The sequence below is a fragment of the Rhodothermaceae bacterium genome (assembly GCA_009838195.1).
GTDB lineage: Bacteria > Bacteroidota > Rhodothermia > Rhodothermales > Bin80 > Bin80.
In genome coordinates this window covers 193214-210814 of sequence record VXSC01000011.1, presented here as the reverse complement: position 1 = coordinate 210814, position 17601 = coordinate 193214, and the positions used below count along the sequence as shown (strand labels likewise).

At 49.7% G+C, this 17601-nt stretch carries 19 protein-coding genes and 1 tRNA gene; 10 read left to right on the top strand and 10 right to left on the bottom strand.

Features of this window, described 5'->3' with window-relative positions; all coding sequences use genetic code 11:
• Nucleotides 1–295: 295 nt before the first annotated feature.
• The 9 genes from F4Y64_02900 to dnaA all read right to left on the bottom strand — a co-directional run bounded on the left by F4Y64_02900 (nt 296) and on the right by dnaA (nt 7097).
• Nucleotides 296–386, bottom strand: a tRNA-Ser gene (locus tag F4Y64_02900).
• Nucleotides 386–955, bottom strand: a complete 570-nt coding sequence (locus tag F4Y64_02895) for a ribosome recycling factor (protein MXX96547.1) — start codon at nt 953–955, stop codon at nt 386–388. The genes F4Y64_02900 and F4Y64_02895 overlap by 1 nt, the downstream gene beginning before the upstream one ends.
• Nucleotides 956–972: 17 nt before the next feature.
• Nucleotides 973–1707 (bottom strand): UMP kinase, encoded by a 735-nt coding sequence (locus tag F4Y64_02890; GenBank protein MXX96546.1) that lies wholly within the window; start codon nt 1705–1707, stop codon nt 973–975.
• A gap of 22 nt (nt 1708–1729) precedes the next feature.
• The gene (locus F4Y64_02885; protein MXX96545.1) at nt 1730–2569 is read right to left on the bottom strand and encodes an elongation factor Ts; all 840 of its coding nucleotides are present in this window, start codon (nt 2567–2569) and stop codon (nt 1730–1732) included.
• Between the two features lie 127 nt (nt 2570–2696).
• Nucleotides 2697–3476: a 30S ribosomal protein S2 gene (rpsB, locus tag F4Y64_02880; protein MXX96544.1), complete on the bottom strand. Its 780-nt coding sequence runs from the start codon at nt 3474–3476 to the stop codon at nt 2697–2699.
• Nucleotides 3477–3592: 116 nt separating this feature from the next.
• The gene (gene rpsI, locus F4Y64_02875) at nt 3593–3988 is read right to left on the bottom strand and encodes a 30S ribosomal protein S9 (GenBank protein MXX96543.1); all 396 of its coding nucleotides are present in this window, start codon (nt 3986–3988) and stop codon (nt 3593–3595) included.
• Nucleotides 3989–4014: 26 nt separating this feature from the next.
• Nucleotides 4015–4464, bottom strand: coding sequence for a 50S ribosomal protein L13 (gene rplM, locus F4Y64_02870; GenBank protein ID MXX96542.1), 450 nt, complete (start codon nt 4462–4464; stop codon nt 4015–4017).
• 81 nt (nt 4465–4545) lie between these two features.
• Nucleotides 4546–5682: a DNA polymerase III subunit beta gene (gene dnaN / locus F4Y64_02865; protein MXX96541.1), complete on the bottom strand. Its 1137-nt coding sequence runs from the start codon at nt 5680–5682 to the stop codon at nt 4546–4548.
• A gap of 11 nt (nt 5683–5693) precedes the next feature.
• Nucleotides 5694–7097, bottom strand: coding sequence for a chromosomal replication initiator protein DnaA (dnaA, locus tag F4Y64_02860; GenBank protein MXX96540.1), 1404 nt, complete (start codon nt 7095–7097; stop codon nt 5694–5696).
• A gap of 841 nt (nt 7098–7938) precedes the next feature.
• On the opposite strand from dnaA, the gene F4Y64_02855 reads away from it, so the two are divergent.
• The 7 genes from F4Y64_02855 to F4Y64_02825 are packed head-to-tail and all read left to right on the top strand — an operon-like array spanning nt 7939 to nt 13839.
• Complete coding sequence (locus F4Y64_02855; protein ID MXX96539.1) at nt 7939–8415, top strand: DUF177 domain-containing protein; 477 nt, start codon at nt 7939–7941, stop codon at nt 8413–8415.
• Nucleotides 8416–8423: 8 nt separating this feature from the next.
• Nucleotides 8424–8615: a 50S ribosomal protein L32 gene (rpmF, locus tag F4Y64_02850; GenBank protein ID MXX96538.1), complete on the top strand. Its 192-nt coding sequence runs from the start codon at nt 8424–8426 to the stop codon at nt 8613–8615.
• Between the two features lie 39 nt (nt 8616–8654).
• Nucleotides 8655–9656: a phosphate acyltransferase PlsX gene (gene plsX / locus F4Y64_02845; protein MXX96537.1), complete on the top strand. Its 1002-nt coding sequence runs from the start codon at nt 8655–8657 to the stop codon at nt 9654–9656.
• Between the two features lie 17 nt (nt 9657–9673).
• The gene (locus F4Y64_02840) at nt 9674–10699 is read left to right on the top strand and encodes a ketoacyl-ACP synthase III (protein ID MXX96536.1); all 1026 of its coding nucleotides are present in this window, start codon (nt 9674–9676) and stop codon (nt 10697–10699) included.
• The gene (gene fabD, locus F4Y64_02835; GenBank protein MXX96535.1) at nt 10689–11630 is read left to right on the top strand and encodes an ACP S-malonyltransferase; all 942 of its coding nucleotides are present in this window, start codon (nt 10689–10691) and stop codon (nt 11628–11630) included. The genes F4Y64_02840 and fabD overlap by 11 nt, the downstream gene beginning before the upstream one ends.
• A gap of 7 nt (nt 11631–11637) precedes the next feature.
• Nucleotides 11638–12372 (top strand): 3-oxoacyl-[acyl-carrier-protein] reductase, encoded by a 735-nt coding sequence (fabG, locus tag F4Y64_02830; GenBank protein MXX96534.1) that lies wholly within the window; start codon nt 11638–11640, stop codon nt 12370–12372.
• Between the two features lie 3 nt (nt 12373–12375).
• Entirely contained in the window at nt 12376–13839 is a 1464-nt protein-coding gene (locus tag F4Y64_02825) for a DEAD/DEAH box helicase (GenBank protein MXX96533.1), read from the top strand.
• 51 nt (nt 13840–13890) lie between these two features.
• Here F4Y64_02825 and F4Y64_02820 read toward each other — a convergent pair whose 3' ends face one another.
• Nucleotides 13891–14616, bottom strand: a complete 726-nt coding sequence (locus F4Y64_02820) for a hypothetical protein (protein ID MXX96532.1) — start codon at nt 14614–14616, stop codon at nt 13891–13893.
• A 553-nt stretch (nt 14617–15169) separates the two neighbouring features.
• Between F4Y64_02820 and F4Y64_02815 the strand changes: the two genes are divergently transcribed.
• The 3 genes from F4Y64_02815 to F4Y64_02805 all read left to right on the top strand — a co-directional run bounded on the left by F4Y64_02815 (nt 15170) and on the right by F4Y64_02805 (nt 17322).
• Complete coding sequence (locus tag F4Y64_02815) at nt 15170–16063, top strand: serine dehydrogenasease (protein ID MXX96531.1); 894 nt, start codon at nt 15170–15172, stop codon at nt 16061–16063.
• 370 nt (nt 16064–16433) lie between these two features.
• On the top strand, nt 16434–17009 hold the full coding sequence (locus tag F4Y64_02810) for a DUF4065 domain-containing protein (GenBank protein ID MXX96530.1): 576 nt from the start codon (nt 16434–16436) through the stop codon (nt 17007–17009).
• The gene (locus F4Y64_02805; protein ID MXX96529.1) at nt 17002–17322 is read left to right on the top strand and encodes a hypothetical protein; all 321 of its coding nucleotides are present in this window, start codon (nt 17002–17004) and stop codon (nt 17320–17322) included. Before F4Y64_02810 ends, F4Y64_02805 begins: the two co-directional genes overlap by 8 nt.
• Nucleotides 17323–17601 lie beyond the last annotated feature (279 nt).

Here is a 17601-nt window from a genome sequence, read left to right as displayed (position 1 = left end):
ATACATAGCGCCCCGTAGCCTTATCTGACGGCCGTCCTACTATACCAGGGAATCGGCCTTCTTTTAGTTTTTGGACTATACCAGCTAGGGTATGTTCGAATTGCATAATGAATTTCTTCTCTACTCTTGGTCGATACGAGGTTATTCGGCAATAGCCGATTTAGCACACCAAGTTAACAAACTATTGTGATTTCCATTGTGTCTGGATATACCCAATGATATCTTATCGATCCATGCGAAATAATATGGGGAAAGAACATTATTATCTTTAAGGCGGGGTCTCATACAACCTGAGTGGCGGAGAGGGAGGGATTCGAACCCTCGGTACCCGGTTAGGGTACACTCGCTTTCCAGGCGAGCCCGTTAGGCCGCTCCGGCACCTCTCCTAGACTTCCATGATGTCTTTTTCTTTCTCGCGAAGGAGGTTGTCAATCGCCGTCACGAAGCGGTCCGTTTCTTTCTGCAATTTTTCTTCGGCGAAGTACCGCATATCTTCCGAGAGATTCTCTGTTTCTTGAGTGGATTTTAATTCCTCCTTTGTACTGCGACGAATATTGCGGATCGAAACTTTCGCCTGCTCCCCGATTTGTCGGACCCGTTTACAAAGCGCAATTCGACGTTCCTCTGTCAGCGGTGGGACAGGGATTCGGATCAGAGTACCATCATTGGACGGGTTCAGTCCGAGGTTTGCGGACTGCACGGCTTTTTCAATGGCATCAATCGAGGATTTATCCCAAGGAGTCACGACTAAGAGATCTGGCTGGGGGGTGCTGATCGTCGAGAGTTGATTGAGTGGGGAAACGCTGCCGTAGAACTCAACACGAACATTTTGGAGCATGGCAGGTGTGGCCCGCCCTGCTCGAATGGCACGCAACTCCTTGTTCAGATGGTCCAAGGAGCGCTCCATCTGCTCCGTGTTTTCCAAAAGAAGTAACTCCAGAAGTTCGTCCAGCATGGTTACAAAGAGAATTCCTAGTCCCAATGTACGTAAGAGCCCACTTTCTCACCAAAGACGATCCTTTGCAGATTACCCGGTTCGTTCACATTGCACACAACAATCGGCATCTTGGACTCCTCACACAAGGTGAATGCAGTTTTATCCATGACCCTCAGCCCCTGGCGAATCACTTCATGCCCGGCAATCTGCGCGAAGTGTTCGGCTTTTTCATGCACTTCAGGATCAGCAGAGTAGATTCCATCTACACGTGTCGCCTTGACAAACACGTCCGCATCAATTTCCAGGGCCCGCAATGCAGCAGCGGTATCTGTGGTAAAGTATGGGCTACCGGTTCCGCCACCAAAAATTACCACGCGACCTTTTTCAAGGTGGCGGATGGCCCGTCGCCGAATAAAAGGCTCCGCAATCTCTTCCATCTTGATGCTCGACAGTAACCGGGTTTCAAGATGCAAATGCTCCAGAGCATCCTGCAGAGCCATGGCGTTGATCATCGTTGCCAGCATCCCCATGTAGTCACCATGAGCCCGGGTCATTCCGTGAGCTGTGGTCATAACACCCCTGGAAATATTTCCGCCGCCGATTACGATGGCCAGTTCGATGCCACTTTGGACCACAGCCTCCAGGTCTTTTGCCCAGGCAGAGAGCACAGTGGAATCAATCCCGAAAGCTTGATCTCCTAGAAGAGCTTCGCCACTGAGTTTTACCAGGACCCGTTTGTAAATAGGTTGTTTCGGCTGCGAGTCTTGCATGATTGGTACTGGGTGGGTCGGGTCATTCACCGAGCGCACAACGAACAAACTCGTTTACTTCTGCTCCAGCTTTACCGAGCACATCCCGAACCCGTAGCGAAGCATCTTTGACAAAGGGTTGCTCCACCAGAACGTTGTCTTTGAAGAAGCGCTCCAGTTTTCCTTTGGCAATCCGATCCAGGATTTGCTCAGGCTTTCCTTCAAGTCGGGCAGCTTCTCTGCCGATTTCGAATTCCTTGTCCTGTGTTTCCTGTGGTACGTCCTCGCGATGCGCGGCCAATGGGTTCAGGGCAGCGACCTGCATGGCAACATCTTTGCCCGTCTCGGTCAGGTCTCCATTTCCATTAAGCGAGACCAGAACTCCTAGACGGGATCCCGGGTGGATGTAGTCAATCACCTGCCCTTCTTCAGAGGACAAAACAGAAAATCGACGAACTCCCAGTTTTTCACCGATCTTGCCGGTGAGATCCGTCTGGATTTCTCCGACGGTACGGCCATTGTTCAGAGACAAAGAGAAAAGGGCATCCAGATCTGAAGGGCGTGCAGACAAGATCAAATCGGCCACGGAATGTGCAAACGATACAAATTCTTCGTTCCGGGCGACGAAATCCGTTTCGCAGTTCACCTCAACAATGATTCCAGTACGCCGGGAATCGTCAATGCGTGTCACTACGAGCCCCTGGAGAGCTTCGCGGTCAGCACGTTTTGCAGCAACACGTTGGCCTTTCTTCCGCAGAAGGTCAATCGCTGCTTCCAGGTCACCATTCGCGTCGGAGAGGGCGCGCTTGCAGTCCATCATTCCCGCACCGGTCTTGTCGCGGAGTTGCTTCACATCTCTTGCTGAAATAGATACTTTAGTCATCAGGATAACGGTGTTTACGAAACTTGGAAAGTCCAAGCTCGGGCGGTCGGCGGACAGAGACTTGCGAGAGGTTCATCTCAGAGAAGTCTGTACCGGGACCATCAACCCGTGAGCATGGCTTTGGGGATCAACCCTTTTTTTGTTCGCTGAGTTTTTCTTTCTCTGCTTTTTTATTGGCCGATTCAATCTGTGCTGCCTTTCGTCCTTCGTTTACAGCCTGGGCGATCGTCTGCGTAATGATTTGGATGGATTTGAAGGCATCGTCATTGCAGGGAATTACGTAATTCACCAGATCGGGGTCACAATTGGAGTCGACCATGGCAATGATTGGAATACCAAGCTTGCGCGCCTCATTGACAGCGATCCGCTCTCTGCGGATATCTACCACAAAGAGACATCCCGGTGTTCGGGGCATTGCGGCAATGCCTCCAAGATTTCGTTGGAGCTTGTCCAACTCACGGGACTTCATTAGGCGTTCCTTCTTTTTGAGTTGATCCAGTGTCCCGTCCTTGCCCATCTTTGCCAACCCTTCCATACGACGAATACTGTTTCGAATCGTCTGGAAATTCGTTAGCGTCCCTCCAAGCCATCGCTCTACAACAAATGGAGAGTCACAGGACTCTGCAGCTTCCCTGACCGTTTGTCGCGCCTGTTTTTTCGTTCCGACGAACAGGACTGATTTTCCCTGCCGGGCAAAGCGAGTAGCGGCATCGGCTGCTTGGTCAAGCAGTTTTTGAGTCTGCAGAAGGTCAATAATATGAATCCCGTTGCGCTGCATGAAAATGTAGCTGCGCATTTTGGGATTCCAGCGACTGGTCAGGTGACCAAAATGCGTACCGGCCTTTAATAGATCTTCTATAGAAACCCGGTACTGGGACGAATCCGTTGTAGGAAGAGAGTTGCTCATAATAGGTTGGATTGGGTTAAGCCGCCAGAACGGTCACTTGCATTGGCCAACCAGGAAGGCACCCGGCTATGCATCAAGTCCTGTGCGAGATGAAAAATTAAATGTGAGTAACAGGTTTATCGTTTGGAGAACTGGAACCGTTTGCGCGCTTTGGGGCGACCATATTTTTTTCGTTCCACCATCCGGGGATCACGCGTCAGGAAGCCAGCATCCCGCAGGAGTTTCCGCCGTTCTTCATCCGCTTGCACAAGGGCTCGCGATGTGCCGAGCCGGATCGCTTCCGATTGCCCGGTGAGCCCACCTCCTTTTACGTTCACGACTAGGTCGTACATTCCGGTTGTGCCGGTGACCTCAAAGGGGGAGAGCAGAACTCTGCGCCGGGTTTCCATTTTGAAGTACTCGTCAATCGGGCGGCGATTGACCAGTATGTTACCGGAACCTGGGCGCAAATAAACCCGGGCTGTCGAAGTTTTACGACGTCCGATGGCGATAAATTCGGTAGGAGTTGCCATTAGCAGGGCAAGATCGGTTGTTATTTTCAAGGATGAATCGGTAGCTCTTCAGGCTGTTGTGCATCGTGCGGATGTTCCGCACTGGCATAAACCTTAAGCTTGGTCAGCATTTGTCGGCCAAGGGGGCCCTTTGGCAGCATTCCCTTCACGGCATGGCGGACCAGATGCTCTGGCTTTCTCTCACGCATAACACGCGCAGACCGTGACTTCAGTCCGCCGGGATAGCCACTGTAGCTATAGTAGAGTTTGGCATCTTCTTTATTTCCCGTGAAGCGAACCTTGTCGGCATTCACAATAATCACATAGTCCCCGGTATCTACATGGGGCGTGAAGGAGGGCTTGTGTTTGCCGCGCAAAATAGTTGCCACGCGCGAAGCTAAGCGGCCGACCACGGCCTGTTCCGCGTCAATGACAAACCATTTACGCTGAACATCCTTGGCTTTAGCGCTTTGAGTTTTATAGCTTTGAGTTTCCATTGCTTTGTATGATAGGCGATGGCGTATTTCGAGCGTAGCAGACTGGTACGCGCAGCCTAGATACAAAGTTCACGCAAGATCTCAAAAATTCTCCCCGGTGTTGAGCATAACCGGCATGATCAGGAGCGTGAGGTCCTGGAGATCGCTTTGCGGGATCGGTCTCATAAGAGCAGCACGGTTGGGCATCCCCATTGCCAGAGACACGTCTCCCGCGGGGAGACTCCTCAACAGATCCAGGAGATACTCTGCATTGAATCCAACCTGTGTGGCTTCTCCACGATATTCGCAGGAAATGGTCTCCGAGCCTTTACTGGAGCGTTCGACGTCCCAAGCGCTGACTTCAACGGAGTCCTCTTTGCAATCAAGCAGGATTTGATGTGAGTTTTCCGAGGCAAAGAAGTTTACGCGGCGCACACTATTGAGTAGATCATCCCGATTCAAGAGAACAATCTTGTCGTTTTCGGTTGGAATTGCGCGTTCGTAGTTTGGAAAGGAGGCATTGATCAGAGCACTGACCACATGCGTTTGGCCAAAAGTGAAAGCGAGAAAATTCTCGCTGACCTCAATCGTACACTCGTCTGGTCCATCAACACGTGCCACCTGCTGAAGCGCTTTGAAAGGGGCCAAGGCACTCACATCCAGTTCCCCTTCGTAGTCCTTAAAGATGCAGCGTGCAAGCCGATGTCCATCCGTTCCAACAATACGGGCGGATCCCTCAAGGATTTCGAAGAGAACCCCCATCATTCCAGGACGGGACATATCCTTGCTCACCGCAAAACTTACCAGATTAAATCCGGATTTTAGTTGTCCCCGGTCAAACTCAACGGACTGTGCCTCCGAAATCACAGGGAATTCAGGGAACGAGTAGCCACTGAAACCCATCCAGTCGTATTGACCGCGGTCATGCGAGAGAATGATCTTGTAGCTTTCCCCAACCTCAAAGGTAATGGGGATTTCGGGGAGAGTCCGGCATGATTCAAGGAGCTGTTTCGCGGGAACCGCAACAATGTCAAGATCTTCGTTTGGTTCACTGGAAAACTCTACGGGAAACCGGTGCCGGATGGCCACTTCTAAATCCGTGGCTCGTATTTCCAGATGGTGCCCTTGTCGCTGCAGAAGAATGCAATCCAGGATCTCCTTGTCGGATTTGCTCGGCAAGGCTCCGCTAACGGTGTCCAATGCTTTGTAAAGAGCTGTGCTAGTGGTTGAAAATTTCATGAGAAAATGGATCAATCAGACAACAGGTGAACTTTACGTCGTACATCAGCCACCCGGTTTCGATAGTTGTTATCTGTTTCAATGAGATTGTTCACGCTTTTGATCGCGTGAACGACCGTTGAGTGGTCTCTGCCGCCAAATTGGAGCCCAATTGCTTTATGAGTATAATCCAGCTCCCGGCAGAGGTACATTGCCAACTGACGGACTTGCACGATCTCACGCTTCTTCGTTTTTTCGTGGAGACGGTGTTGATCAACTCCAAAGTATTCACATACCAGCTTTTGCACTCGATCGATGGATAGCGTCGTATGAGGACGCCGAATGAAATCCTTCAGAGCATGTTTTGCCAGAGACTCATTGATCTCCTGTTTTGTGTAAGCTGACTGCGCCAGGAGTCGGACGAGTGCTCCTTCGAGTTCACGGATATTCTTCGTGATATTCCGGGCGATATAGTTGATCACTTCCGTTGGAAGTTCGAGCCCGATTTCAGTTGCCTTGCGCAGCAGAATGGCCGTTCGCGTCTCAAGGTCTGGTGGTTGGAGGTCTGCCTGGAGTCCCCAGCAAAAACGGGAGAGTAATCGCTCCTCAATTCCACTGATTTCCTTTGGTGGGCGGTCAGCACTGAGGATGATCTGATTTCCCCCCTGCTGCAATTCGTTAAAGATGCAGAAGAACTCTTCCTGTGTTTTTTCTTTCCCTCCAAAAAATTGAACATCGTCAATGATGAGGACATCAATCTTTCGGTAACTGCGAGAGAATTCTTGGACCTGATTTTCCTGAATGGCCCGCACAAAATCATTTGTAAATCGCTCGCTTGAGATATAGCGGACTCTCTTACCTGGTTGGCACTGCCGAACGTGATTGCCAATAGCTTGCATGAGGTGAGTTTTCCCCAGCCCGACACCGCCATAGATCAGGAAAGGATTGTAGGCAGTTCCTCCGGGAGACTTCGCAATTGCTTTGGAGGCGCTGTAAGCCAAATTATTGCAATCACCAACGATGAATTTCTCGAAGGTATAACTCTCAGTCAGGTTACTCTTCACCTTGGGGCCGCGAACCTGCTGAGGGGAGGGGTCAACGATTTCCGTGGGGCGATCACTGGATGCAGGGACCTCATAGGTTTTGGACACACCGTCGGGTTCAGAATCCTGAACGACCACCACTTCATAGCAGAACTGGCTTCGTTCGCCAAGCACCCGGGACACCGTCGAACGGATGAGCAAATTATACTGTCCCTCCAGATACTCATAGTGGAATGGGCTGGGCACTTGGATGGTCAGCTTTGTGGCTCCCTCTTCCCCCACCAAAGCTACGGGTTTCAGCTTACTGAACCATGTCAGGAAACACTGCGGTGTCACATTATCTTGAATCACTTTGAGGCAGGCACTCCAAGCAGATTCTGCGGTGTGTGGCATTAAGGATCAGTTCGTTGAAGCTGGGCAAGCTGGTTGTAATTTAGCAGAAGGAAAATAAATGCTCTGCGTGGTCAAAGATACGAAATGAAAATGCACTTCAGAGAGAAGGATCCAAGAGTTATCCACAACTTGTTCACAAAAATTACCGAAAAACAAAATCGAAGTAAAATTTGAATTATTGGCATTAGGCAGGGCTAAGAGGAACTTTTGGGGGTTAAATAGTGCAAAACAGGGCCGAAACCCAGCTAAATCACGTCTCAGGGGGAAGAAAAGGCGGGAGAACGAGGAATTTTCGGAAAGAGGAATCAGGATACTCACAACTTATTCACAGTTTGGAGGTCTTTATGAAAACATTTTCGTTCGATGAATAAATTTCTGGTTGGTGTGCGTGGTAGTAGTGGATTTTACGAGGGTTTTGGGGAGGTGGCACAATTGACTGAATGGTGTGTCTGAGCATGGAACTGCTCATGCGGTAGCGAATGCTCAAAGGGGAGTCAATCATCGAAGGAGGAGGAAGTATAGGCTACGCAAAGAGCGGAGCCACCAAGGCCTAGCAGAAGAGTTAATCAATAGAACTGGGTAGCCGCAGTGAGGGAAAGTATTCCAGTCCCAAAAAATTTGATCTTAGGGAGGCTGAGGCATGGTAAGAAATGAGAGCCGCTGATCATCCGCTGAACAGGACTAAAATGTATTCTCTGACAGATGATCGACACGATATTCAATGGAACCCGGACGATAGATCAAAGGACGTGCTGGGTCTCTGGCGCCTTTCCTGACAGGTGGCGTAGGAAACCTGGAGCACGGATCGCAGGTTTACCCGTACTGTTTTGTAAAAAAAGTGATGATCAAGTTCGATTTATCCGCCCCCCAGGGAGGCAGCTTTGAAGTTTCTGCTTCGGATTTGGGCTTGGATCAAGCGAAGTTTTCAGAAATTCAGGCACATTTGGAGGTTGAGCAGTTGGACGGAGGAGTGCATATTACGTTAGAGGTCTGTGCGAAGGCACGTTTGGAATGCGATCGGACGTTGCAAGAATTCGTTGCACCCGTTGCTAATGTTCATGAGATGTTGTTATGCACTTACGGTCAAAAGCCGTCCGAAGAGGACATGGTTGAACAGGTTGAACTTGAGCCGAAACAACGTGTATTCGACTTGACGGAGATCATTCGTGATACACTAATGCTGGCGATTCCCGCCAGAAAAGTTGCACCGGAAGCAGAAGAACTACAAATACAAACCGTTTTTGGCACTCCTGACACCGAAGCAGATCAGCGCTGGTCAGCTTTGCTTGCTGTTCGTGAGGAGCACGCCCATAAATAAGTAATGTAATGGCCAATCCAAGGAGAAAACATTCAAAATCCCGTACACGCAAACGCAGAAGTGTGTACTATGGCAGTCTCAGTGCTCCGACTAAAGTGGAGTGCGAGGACTGTGATAGCGTGAAACTGCGACACCGCATTTGTCCAAGTTGCGGGATGTACCGGGGCCGCCAGATTGTGGAGCGGCCAGCTGACGTATAGCAAAGGCCACGGGTTGTCCCAAACTTAGGCTGAGGACATATGGCGATTCGTGTAGCAGTCGATGCAATGGGTGGAGACCAAGCCCCCGCAGTCATTGTGGAGGGTGCCGTGCGAGCCGCACAGTCTTCCAAGGGACGGTTACAGGTTCAACTTTGTGGCCCAGAGACGGTCGTTCAGCCCGTACTGGAGGGCTACGGAGCTGTTTCGGGAATTGAAGTGGTTCATGCCCCAGAGGTCATAGGGATGGGGGATTCTCCGGTTGCCGCTGTCCGCACAAAACCGAACTCATCCATTCATGTCGGGCTCAGGAGACACAAAGAAAGTCGGGCAGATGCGTTTTTGAGTGCGGGCAACACCGGAGCGATTGCAGCCGCATCACTTTTTGTACTGGGTCGGCTTCCAGGCGTATTTCGACCGTCCATAACGACCTTCTACCCAACGACCAAAGGCGCCTGCACAATCTTGGATGTGGGATCCAATATGGATAGCCGTCCTGAACATCTGCAGCAATTTGCAAAAATGGGGTCCGCATACGCCCGGATCATGATGGACATCGCACATCCCCGAATTGCACTGTTGAGTGTTGGAGAAGAGCAGGCAAAGGGGAATGAGCTTGTACGATCCACGCATGAACTTTTGCTAAACGACATCGATTTGAATTTTATCGGGAATGTGGAAGGCCGTGATATACTGCACCAAAAAGCAGATGTCATTGTGTGTGATGGCTTCATCGGCAATGTGATTCTTAAGTTCGGGGAGAGCATTATGACGGCCGTGCCGGAAATGATTCAGCAGGAGATGGACCAATTGAAAGCAAAGCCAAGCGATGTTGCTCTGCTAAAAAAAGCCCTTTCGAGACTTGCCCGTCGATTCGATCCCGAGAATTATGGAGGAGGAGGCCCCCTACTGGGAGTCGAGGGAGAAGTGTTTATTCTTCACGGATCCACAACCGCCGGTGCCGTAGAAGAGTGTATCAAGACCGCCGCGCAGGCGGCCAAAGCCAACTTGACCAATGCGATTCAAAAAGCTTTGGCTCCCTGAAATAAAATCGCCGGATCATGAGTCTTGAAGCACGTGCGGCGATCACGGCGGTTGGCCACTATTTGCCAGAGACCCGGTTGACCAACCAGGACCTGAGCGAAATGGTGGATACTAATGACGCATGGATCAGGGCGAGAACCGGCATTGTGGAGCGCCGGATTCTTACCGATCAGGGCAAGGGTACATCTTACATGGCCGCTCGTGCGGGACAGGAGATCCTGGAAAAGCGAGGGATCTCCGCGGACGAGATTGATGCAATTATTATCGCTACCGTCACACCAGACATGGCTTTTCCTGCGACGTCTTGCCTGGTTCAGGCGGAACTCGGAGCGAGTAACGCATGGGGATTTGATTTGTCGGCGGCATGTAGTGGATTCCTTTTTGCGCTCAACACGGGAGCCGGCTTGATTGAAAGTGGGCGCGCAGCAAAGGTATTAGTGATTGGATCAGACAAGATGAGCAGTATTACGGATTATACCGACCGAAAGACATGCGTTCTTTTTGGCGATGCTGCAGCGGGAGTGCTCCTGGAAGCGGCTCCTGACGGATATGGCCTGATAGACTCTGTACTCCGTGTGGATGGGGATGGCTGGGAGTCATTGTGCATGTTGGGGGGAGGGAGCCGTCATCCGGCCACGCACGACACCGTAGACAAAAAGATGCACTATATCTACCAGGATGGTAGAGCGGTCTTCAAAGTTGCGGTGAAGGGTATGGCGGATGTGGCGGCGGAAATCATGGAACGCAATCACCTTACCGGGGATGATGTGCGCTACCTTGTTCCTCATCAGGCAAACCAACGCATCATAGATGCAGTTGCACGTCGAATGGGGCTCGGTATTGATCGCGTGATGCTCAATATTTCCAGGTATGGAAACACAACAGCAGCGACGATACCACTGTGTCTGCATGATTGGGAGGATCAGTTGAAAAAGGGAGACAAGATTGTGATCGCTGCGTTTGGTGGAGGGTTTACCTGGGGAGCGTCCTATTTACGCTGGTCGTATAGCCACCTCCCCAATGAGCAAACCCATGGCGGATAATCAACTTGCGACGCTATTTCCGGGGCAGGGATCCCAGGTGCCCGGCATGGGCAAGGATCTATTTCACGAGGTGCCCAGGTCTCGGGCTATTTTTGAGGCAGCAGATGAGATTCTCGGATTTCCACTTACGGAATATTGTTTTCGAAGCATCGAGGAGGATCCTCAGGCCCTGGAGAAGTTAACGGACACGGCAATCTGCCAGCCCGCACTCTACACACATTCCATAGCAATCTTGGCGGCCCTCGATCTGGCTCCAGACCTTGTGGCTGGTCACAGCGTGGGGGAATACGGTGCACTGCACGCATGTGGAGCGCTTTCATTCGAAGATGGACTACGCTTGGTGCGCCGCAGGGGAGAACTCATGGCGATGGCGGGGAGAAGGCGTTCTGCAGGGATGACCGCTGTAATCGGACTCTCGAGTGAAGTAGTGGATGCCGCATGTAGAGAGGTTAGTTCTTCGGAATCCATCGCGGTGTGCGCAAACTATAATGCCCCCGAACAGATGGTGATTTCCGGGGATACTGCAGCATTACGTGCCGCGGAAGAGATTCTCAAGGAAGCGGGAGCGAAAAAACTTGTTCAGCTTCCCGTAAGCGGGGCATTCCACTCCCCATTGGTTCTAAGTGCACGTGAGGTGATGGCACAGGAATTGGCAAAAGTGACATTGCGGCCTCCCGTGTGCCCGATTTACCTGAATGTGACCGCACAGCCAGCTTTAGACCCAGAACATATCCGAGCCCGAATGCTTGAGCAGCTTACCAGTCCTGTACGTTGGTACCAGTTGCTCCAAAATATGCCAGAGAACATAAGTTTTATTGAGGTGGGACCTGGGCGTGTTCTCAATGGTTTGGTTCGTAAGACATTGGGGCGCAGAACGGTTGTGATTTCAATCGCAACCGCAGGGGCAGTAGCAGCGTTCCTATCCGATTGACTTAGCAATAAACATGGAATTCAATAAATCACGTATTCTGGTGACCGGTGGAACACGCGGCATTGGTCGCGCAATCGTTGAAGCATTTGCGCATCAAGGAGCGCAGGTTGCGTTTACTTATCGAAGCAGTACGGAAGTAGCAGAGGAGTTGAAGAAAGAGATTAGTGGACTTGCCTTTCAGTGTGATGCGGCAGACATTCATGCCGCATCACAGGTCGTCGAGCAGGTGGTAAAAGCTTGGGGTGGTATCGATATTTTGGTGAACAACGCAGGGATTACGCGTGATAACTTGATGATGCGTATGAGCGAATCTGATTGGGATCAGGTCATTAATGCAAACCTCAAGAGTGTATTTAATTATAGTAAAGCGGTTTGCCGAACAATGATGCGCCAGCGCTATGGCCGTATCATTAATATCTCTTCCGTAGTTGGTCGCATCGGGAATGCGGGTCAGGCAAACTATGCTGCCTCCAAGGCGGGCATTGTTGGTCTCTCAAAAAGTTTAGCCAAGGAGCTTGCAACACGCGGGGTTACCGTGAATGTGGTTGCCCCTGGGTTTGTAGAGACGGATATGACGGAAGCCATTAACCCGAAGGAAAAAGAGAGTTTATTAAGGGGTGTTCCTGTTCGCCGCACAGCAATGCCAGAGGAAATCGCCGCACCTGTACTGTTTTTGGCATCCAAGGAAGCGTCCTACATTACTGGACAGACTCTTGGTGTTGATGGCGGCTTATCTATGTAGTTTGTGACGAAGCCTTTTACAACACGCTTGGATTTTTCATCGAAGGCTCAGCAGTCCAGTCGCGAGTCTGCGGCGGAGCGCAGCTTTGACAGATTGGATCCTGAGGTTGAGCAGGCAACGCCAGATTCGCTGGGTGCTGGCGCGCGTGCTGCTTTTGAAAAGAGTGGTTGGCCGGGCCTGATGCCAGTTCAGGCACATTCGATCCCCTATATGGTTTCCGGGCAGGATCTGGTCGTACAATCGCGTACGGGATCTGGCAAGACAGGAGCTTTTCTTTTGCCTCTTTTTGACAGCCTGGACCCTTCCATACGTGAGACCCAGGCACTTGTGCTTACGCCGACAAGAGAGTTGGCAGGTCAGATTTACGATGAATTCAAGCGAGTGAATCCGATCCCGGAAACGCTCAAAGGCACTCTCGTTTATGGCGGAGTAGGATATAAAAGGCAGTTGAGTGAGCTCAAGGGAGGATCGCAGGTTGTCATTGGCACACCGGGGCGGATTCTGGATCACCTGGAGCGCCGCACATTCACATTGCAGAAGTTGCGGGCGTTTATTCTTGATGAGGCGGACGAAATGCTCTCAATGGGCTTCTATCCGGCGATGGTAGCCCTAAAGTCTTATTTGCCAGAGACGCGTCAGTCGTGCATGTTCAGTGCAACCATGCCACCAAAGGTCCGATTACTGGGAAAGGAATTCCTGGACGAACCCCGGTTTCTTGGGCTTAGTGCGGACGGTGTTGGTGTAGCGACGATTGATCATCGTTATTACACCGTGCGGGATCCGATGGACCGCGCGCGTGCATTATCCAGATTGGTTGAGTATGAGAACCCGGATTCCGCGATCATATTCACAAATACCCGGCGTGAGGTTTCTTTTCTGACGGATTTTTTAAGTAATTACGGGTTCAGTGTTGGGGCCATTAGTGGCGACTATTCCCAAGGGGCACGAGAGAAGGTAATGAGCCAATTACGGCAGCGGCGTATCCGTCTTCTTGTGGCGACCGATGTGGCGGCGAGGGGGATCGACATCTCTGAGCTCAGTCATGTATTCCAGTACGAAGTGCCACTAGAGCCGCAACTTTACATCCATCGTACCGGCAGAACGGCCCGAGCCGGCAAGGCAGGTGTAGCAATCACACTTGCAGCTTGGGAAGAGGAATCACAACTTAAAGCAATTGCACATCGATTTGATATTCAGATGGAAAAACGACAGTTACCAACCCCCGAAGAAGTTGCTGCGCGTACGTCACAGCGAGTCACGGTTGTACTTGAAGAAAAGTTGCGAGGTAAAACCAACCTGGAGCGGGAGCGACTGGCTCAGTTCGTGCCGATGGTGAAGACCCTAGTCGAGGAGGAGCCTGAGTTGATGGCGATGCTTGTTGATGAACTGAATCAGACAAGAATGCATCCGAACAAACAGCAGGGACAGGGGCAGAAAAACAGGTCGCGTAGAGGTCGGCGAAAATAGAGTGTGGCTGACTACTGGCACAGTACATGCCTCCCTCGATACCCCAAAACATTACATTCGTTCTTCCCGCTTCGTCTGCTCAATCTCAAGTTTGAAGTTGAAAATCCACGCCGCCATCTCCTCAGAAGTCAATTCTGTATCCTCATTACCCATACCTTTTCGGAGGGCAAGGAGAAAATTCCCAAGTAGCTCCCTCATTTTCTGTAACCTTAATACAAGATTTTTTTCTTGAGTGAAGGTGTCTGGCGAGGAGTCAGAAAAGTAGCTCATAAGATTATCGTATGCCCTTAATACTTCATCGTTTGCGATTAGACGCAATTTGAAAGCGACCTTTCTATATTCAAGAGAAAGCATCTTTTCTTCTGCAACTCCATACTTGTTTTTGTTCCTGTTTTTCCTGTCTTTTTTCCATGCTGCATCACTTGTGAAAAGTATCACAAATGGTTCTAATATTTTATCATACAACCCTATTCTTTCATCTCTAAGGTCTTGTTCAAGTCTTGCTTTTCGCTCAAAGGCCTGGCGGTATTTCCAAAGAATAAATCCTACTATTGATAAAAGGATTGGTGTTAATGCTGTTGCTATCGCCGTAAAGACTTCCATAACAGTTCTCTCTGTAAGTAAGGTTGAATACGTTGCCAACCTCAATATACCGACCACCTCGCTGTTTACAGCGCTGAACGTGGCAGCCAGTGTTGTTATCAACGACATTGCTCTTGCAGAAATACAAGAAAAAATGATCCCGTGAGGGCCATCTTGTGTCTTTGTAATTCTCATCGGAATCATCTTTACTGTTCACAAGGAACTTGATGGATGACAGGCAGGGATATAGAATGTGGTGAGATGGTGAGCTGAAATACGCCAGCATCATTACACGAGCCAGGATGGAATCACGTACCGAAGTCCTGGCACAGATTAGTACCTTAGAAAGAACCACCACCAGATTCAAATTAAAGGTGCAATACGGGGAGCGGTACAAATCGACTAAATCTTGACAGGTTCGTATCTCGGGAGTGGAGTAACTATATCCCCAGAATTGCGTAAATTTGGGGGTACGGAATCTACGCCCACTGAGAATACTTCACGGATGGTCGGCATGAGGATGGCCACGACCGAGGAGGAGGGACTGATCTCGCAAGCGAATTCGTTTGCCGCTGGGCTGTGCTTGTATCCAGTTAAGGAGTCTCGCCAACCACATTACCGTCCGGCATTCCAATGCTCAACGTGGCGTCTGTGCCGCGAAGAACTCCCTTATCCTGGAGGGAATGCCCACTGCCACCCCCCACCATGAGACTGATAGAGAATAAACCTCCCTGATAAAGGCATCCAAATGGCAGAAGTGAGAAATTTTATTGAAAACATGCTCCATTTGCGACTGATTGAACTGGCATCGGTCAGGAAATCAGATGCTATGGCAATTTATGGGCCAATGGATATGAACCTTCCTGCGTTGGTTAGGGATAGTATTGAAGCAACATCATCTGAATACAGGAATGATATTCTCACAATCCAATTGAATACGGGGGGCGGCTTGGTTGATTCAGTGGAAAAGACGGTGGAAATTCTTCGCCACCATTATGAGAGCATTGATTTCATAATTCCTGGCCAAGCGATGTCTGCCGGCACAGTTTTCGCACTATCTGCCGACAATATTTACATGAACTACTTCTCCCAGTTGGGGCCAATTGATCCACAGTTCTATGTTGATGGGCAGTGGATACCAGGTTTGGGATACCTCGAGAAATTTGAGGAGCTAAATGAAAAATCTAGAGACGGAACTCTAACTCCACTTGAATATGGATTGGTACAAAAACTTGACCTAGCAGATATTCACCGATTCGAGCAAGCCAGAGAGCACTCGGTGGAATTATTAGAGAAATGGCTATCTACTTACAAGTTCAAGAACTGGACGAAAACGGAAGGAAGGGGGACAGAAGTAACCCCGACAATGAAGCAAATGAGGGCGAAACAGATAGGCCAGGATTTGAACAACACAAAACGATGGCATGCACATTCTCGTGGAATTTCAATGCAAACATTACAGGATGAGGTAGGCCTAAAAATTGAGGATTTTGATAAGATTACCGACCTTCGGAAATCCGTAAAGAATCTTCATTCATTCATTGAGGAATATATCTTTATGGAGCCAGAATTAATGCTTCCATTGGTAAGAACGGGCTATTACTACAGTACCCAACCAGAGGTAGACCATGAAAAAGACTAAACGGCAGCACAAGAACATCTCAAAAGCCGGGAAACATTTCGATATGGATTTCGCAAAAATTGCGAACGATATGGAAAACAGGTTGAAAAAAATGGGTATTAAGATCCCACATTCCGGTCCCCGTATTCCTGATCCGGCACATACAAGAGGTGAGGACGTTCGTACTACGTCATCTTCCGGATGGCAAAGTAAAAGAGGTAGGTAACATGAGCATGGTAGCAACCGCAGAGGCGGGGCTGCTATCGCGGGCAAGCTCGTCCGTGCCACAGCGAAGTCCATCTAGTTACCCTGAGGGAAAACAAGGCTTGGGCCATACATTCCTAAGATGAAGATCATGTTTTTGAACCCGTAACTCGCAGATCTATTGACCATGAGTACAATAAATTCAACAATAGAAGACTTTGTCATCATTGCTTATCTACTCAAGAAGGCGGCGGAGGAGGGAAGAGGGTTGACTCCCCTGCAAATCAACAAGCTGGTATACATTTGCCACGGGTGGGCATTAGGAAAACTAGACCGGCCATTGATTGATAATCGCTTTGGCCAAATAGAAGCATGGAAATATGGCCCAGTGGTTCGGAATGTGTACGAGCGCCTGAAAAGGTGGAAGGCTGAAGAAATTACCTTTGATTCCTTCTGCGAGGACTTTGGCTCATACGGATTTGGTAAGGAGCATGCAAAGGAATTTCTCTTGGGGAGAATAGCTGATCTAGAAGAGCAAGATCCCCAGATATGCAAATTGTTGGATGTAGTTTGGTACGTGTACAAGGATCTTACGGGGGGGCAGCTAATCACAATCACTCATGAGGGAGAAACTCCATGGCAGAAGCATGTAAAGTATGGTATGTTTCGTCAAGTGGTTCATGGGGTACATATTCCTGATTCAACGATAGCTGAACATTACCAAGTCAAGTTACGAAACACGCCTCAGCTGTCTGATGTCTGAAAAGTCACCTCAAACACCGAATAAGGTTGAGGAATTTCGTAAAGAGGCCTTGCCCGAAGCGCCTAAAGAAACCGGAACAGACGAGTTGGCCCCGCCCAGGCCTTGGCCTACCGCAGTTTATGAAGATGAGTACAAACCTTTACCCAAGTACATTAAGGCTCTTATTAAGTACGGAATTCTTCTTCTGGCATTCTTTATCGCCCTGAATCATGGCTCCAGACACGCACGAAATACGTTGTGTCAGTGGAGCTTCCACAAATTCTGCGAGGCCGAACAACCTGATCGACTGAATATCAGATCAGATCCACAATGATCCCGTTGATGATGTTTTCAATGGCTATCTCTTCCAGTACTTCCTCCACATTCGCCAAATAGTGCTGTCAGATTGCCAGATCAAGGGCCTCCATACTCAACTCGAACGCGCGCTGCATTTATTCGGGAGAGATCTTATGGTGTTGCACAAGAAACCCGGATCTGTCACCGGATACTCAGATATAAATGGTGTCCTTTCTTTCTCCATCTTGGGAGATCTCGGTATGATGCAAGCCCAGTTTTCGGTTGAAATGTTCTACCCATGCACCTATCTGTTTGG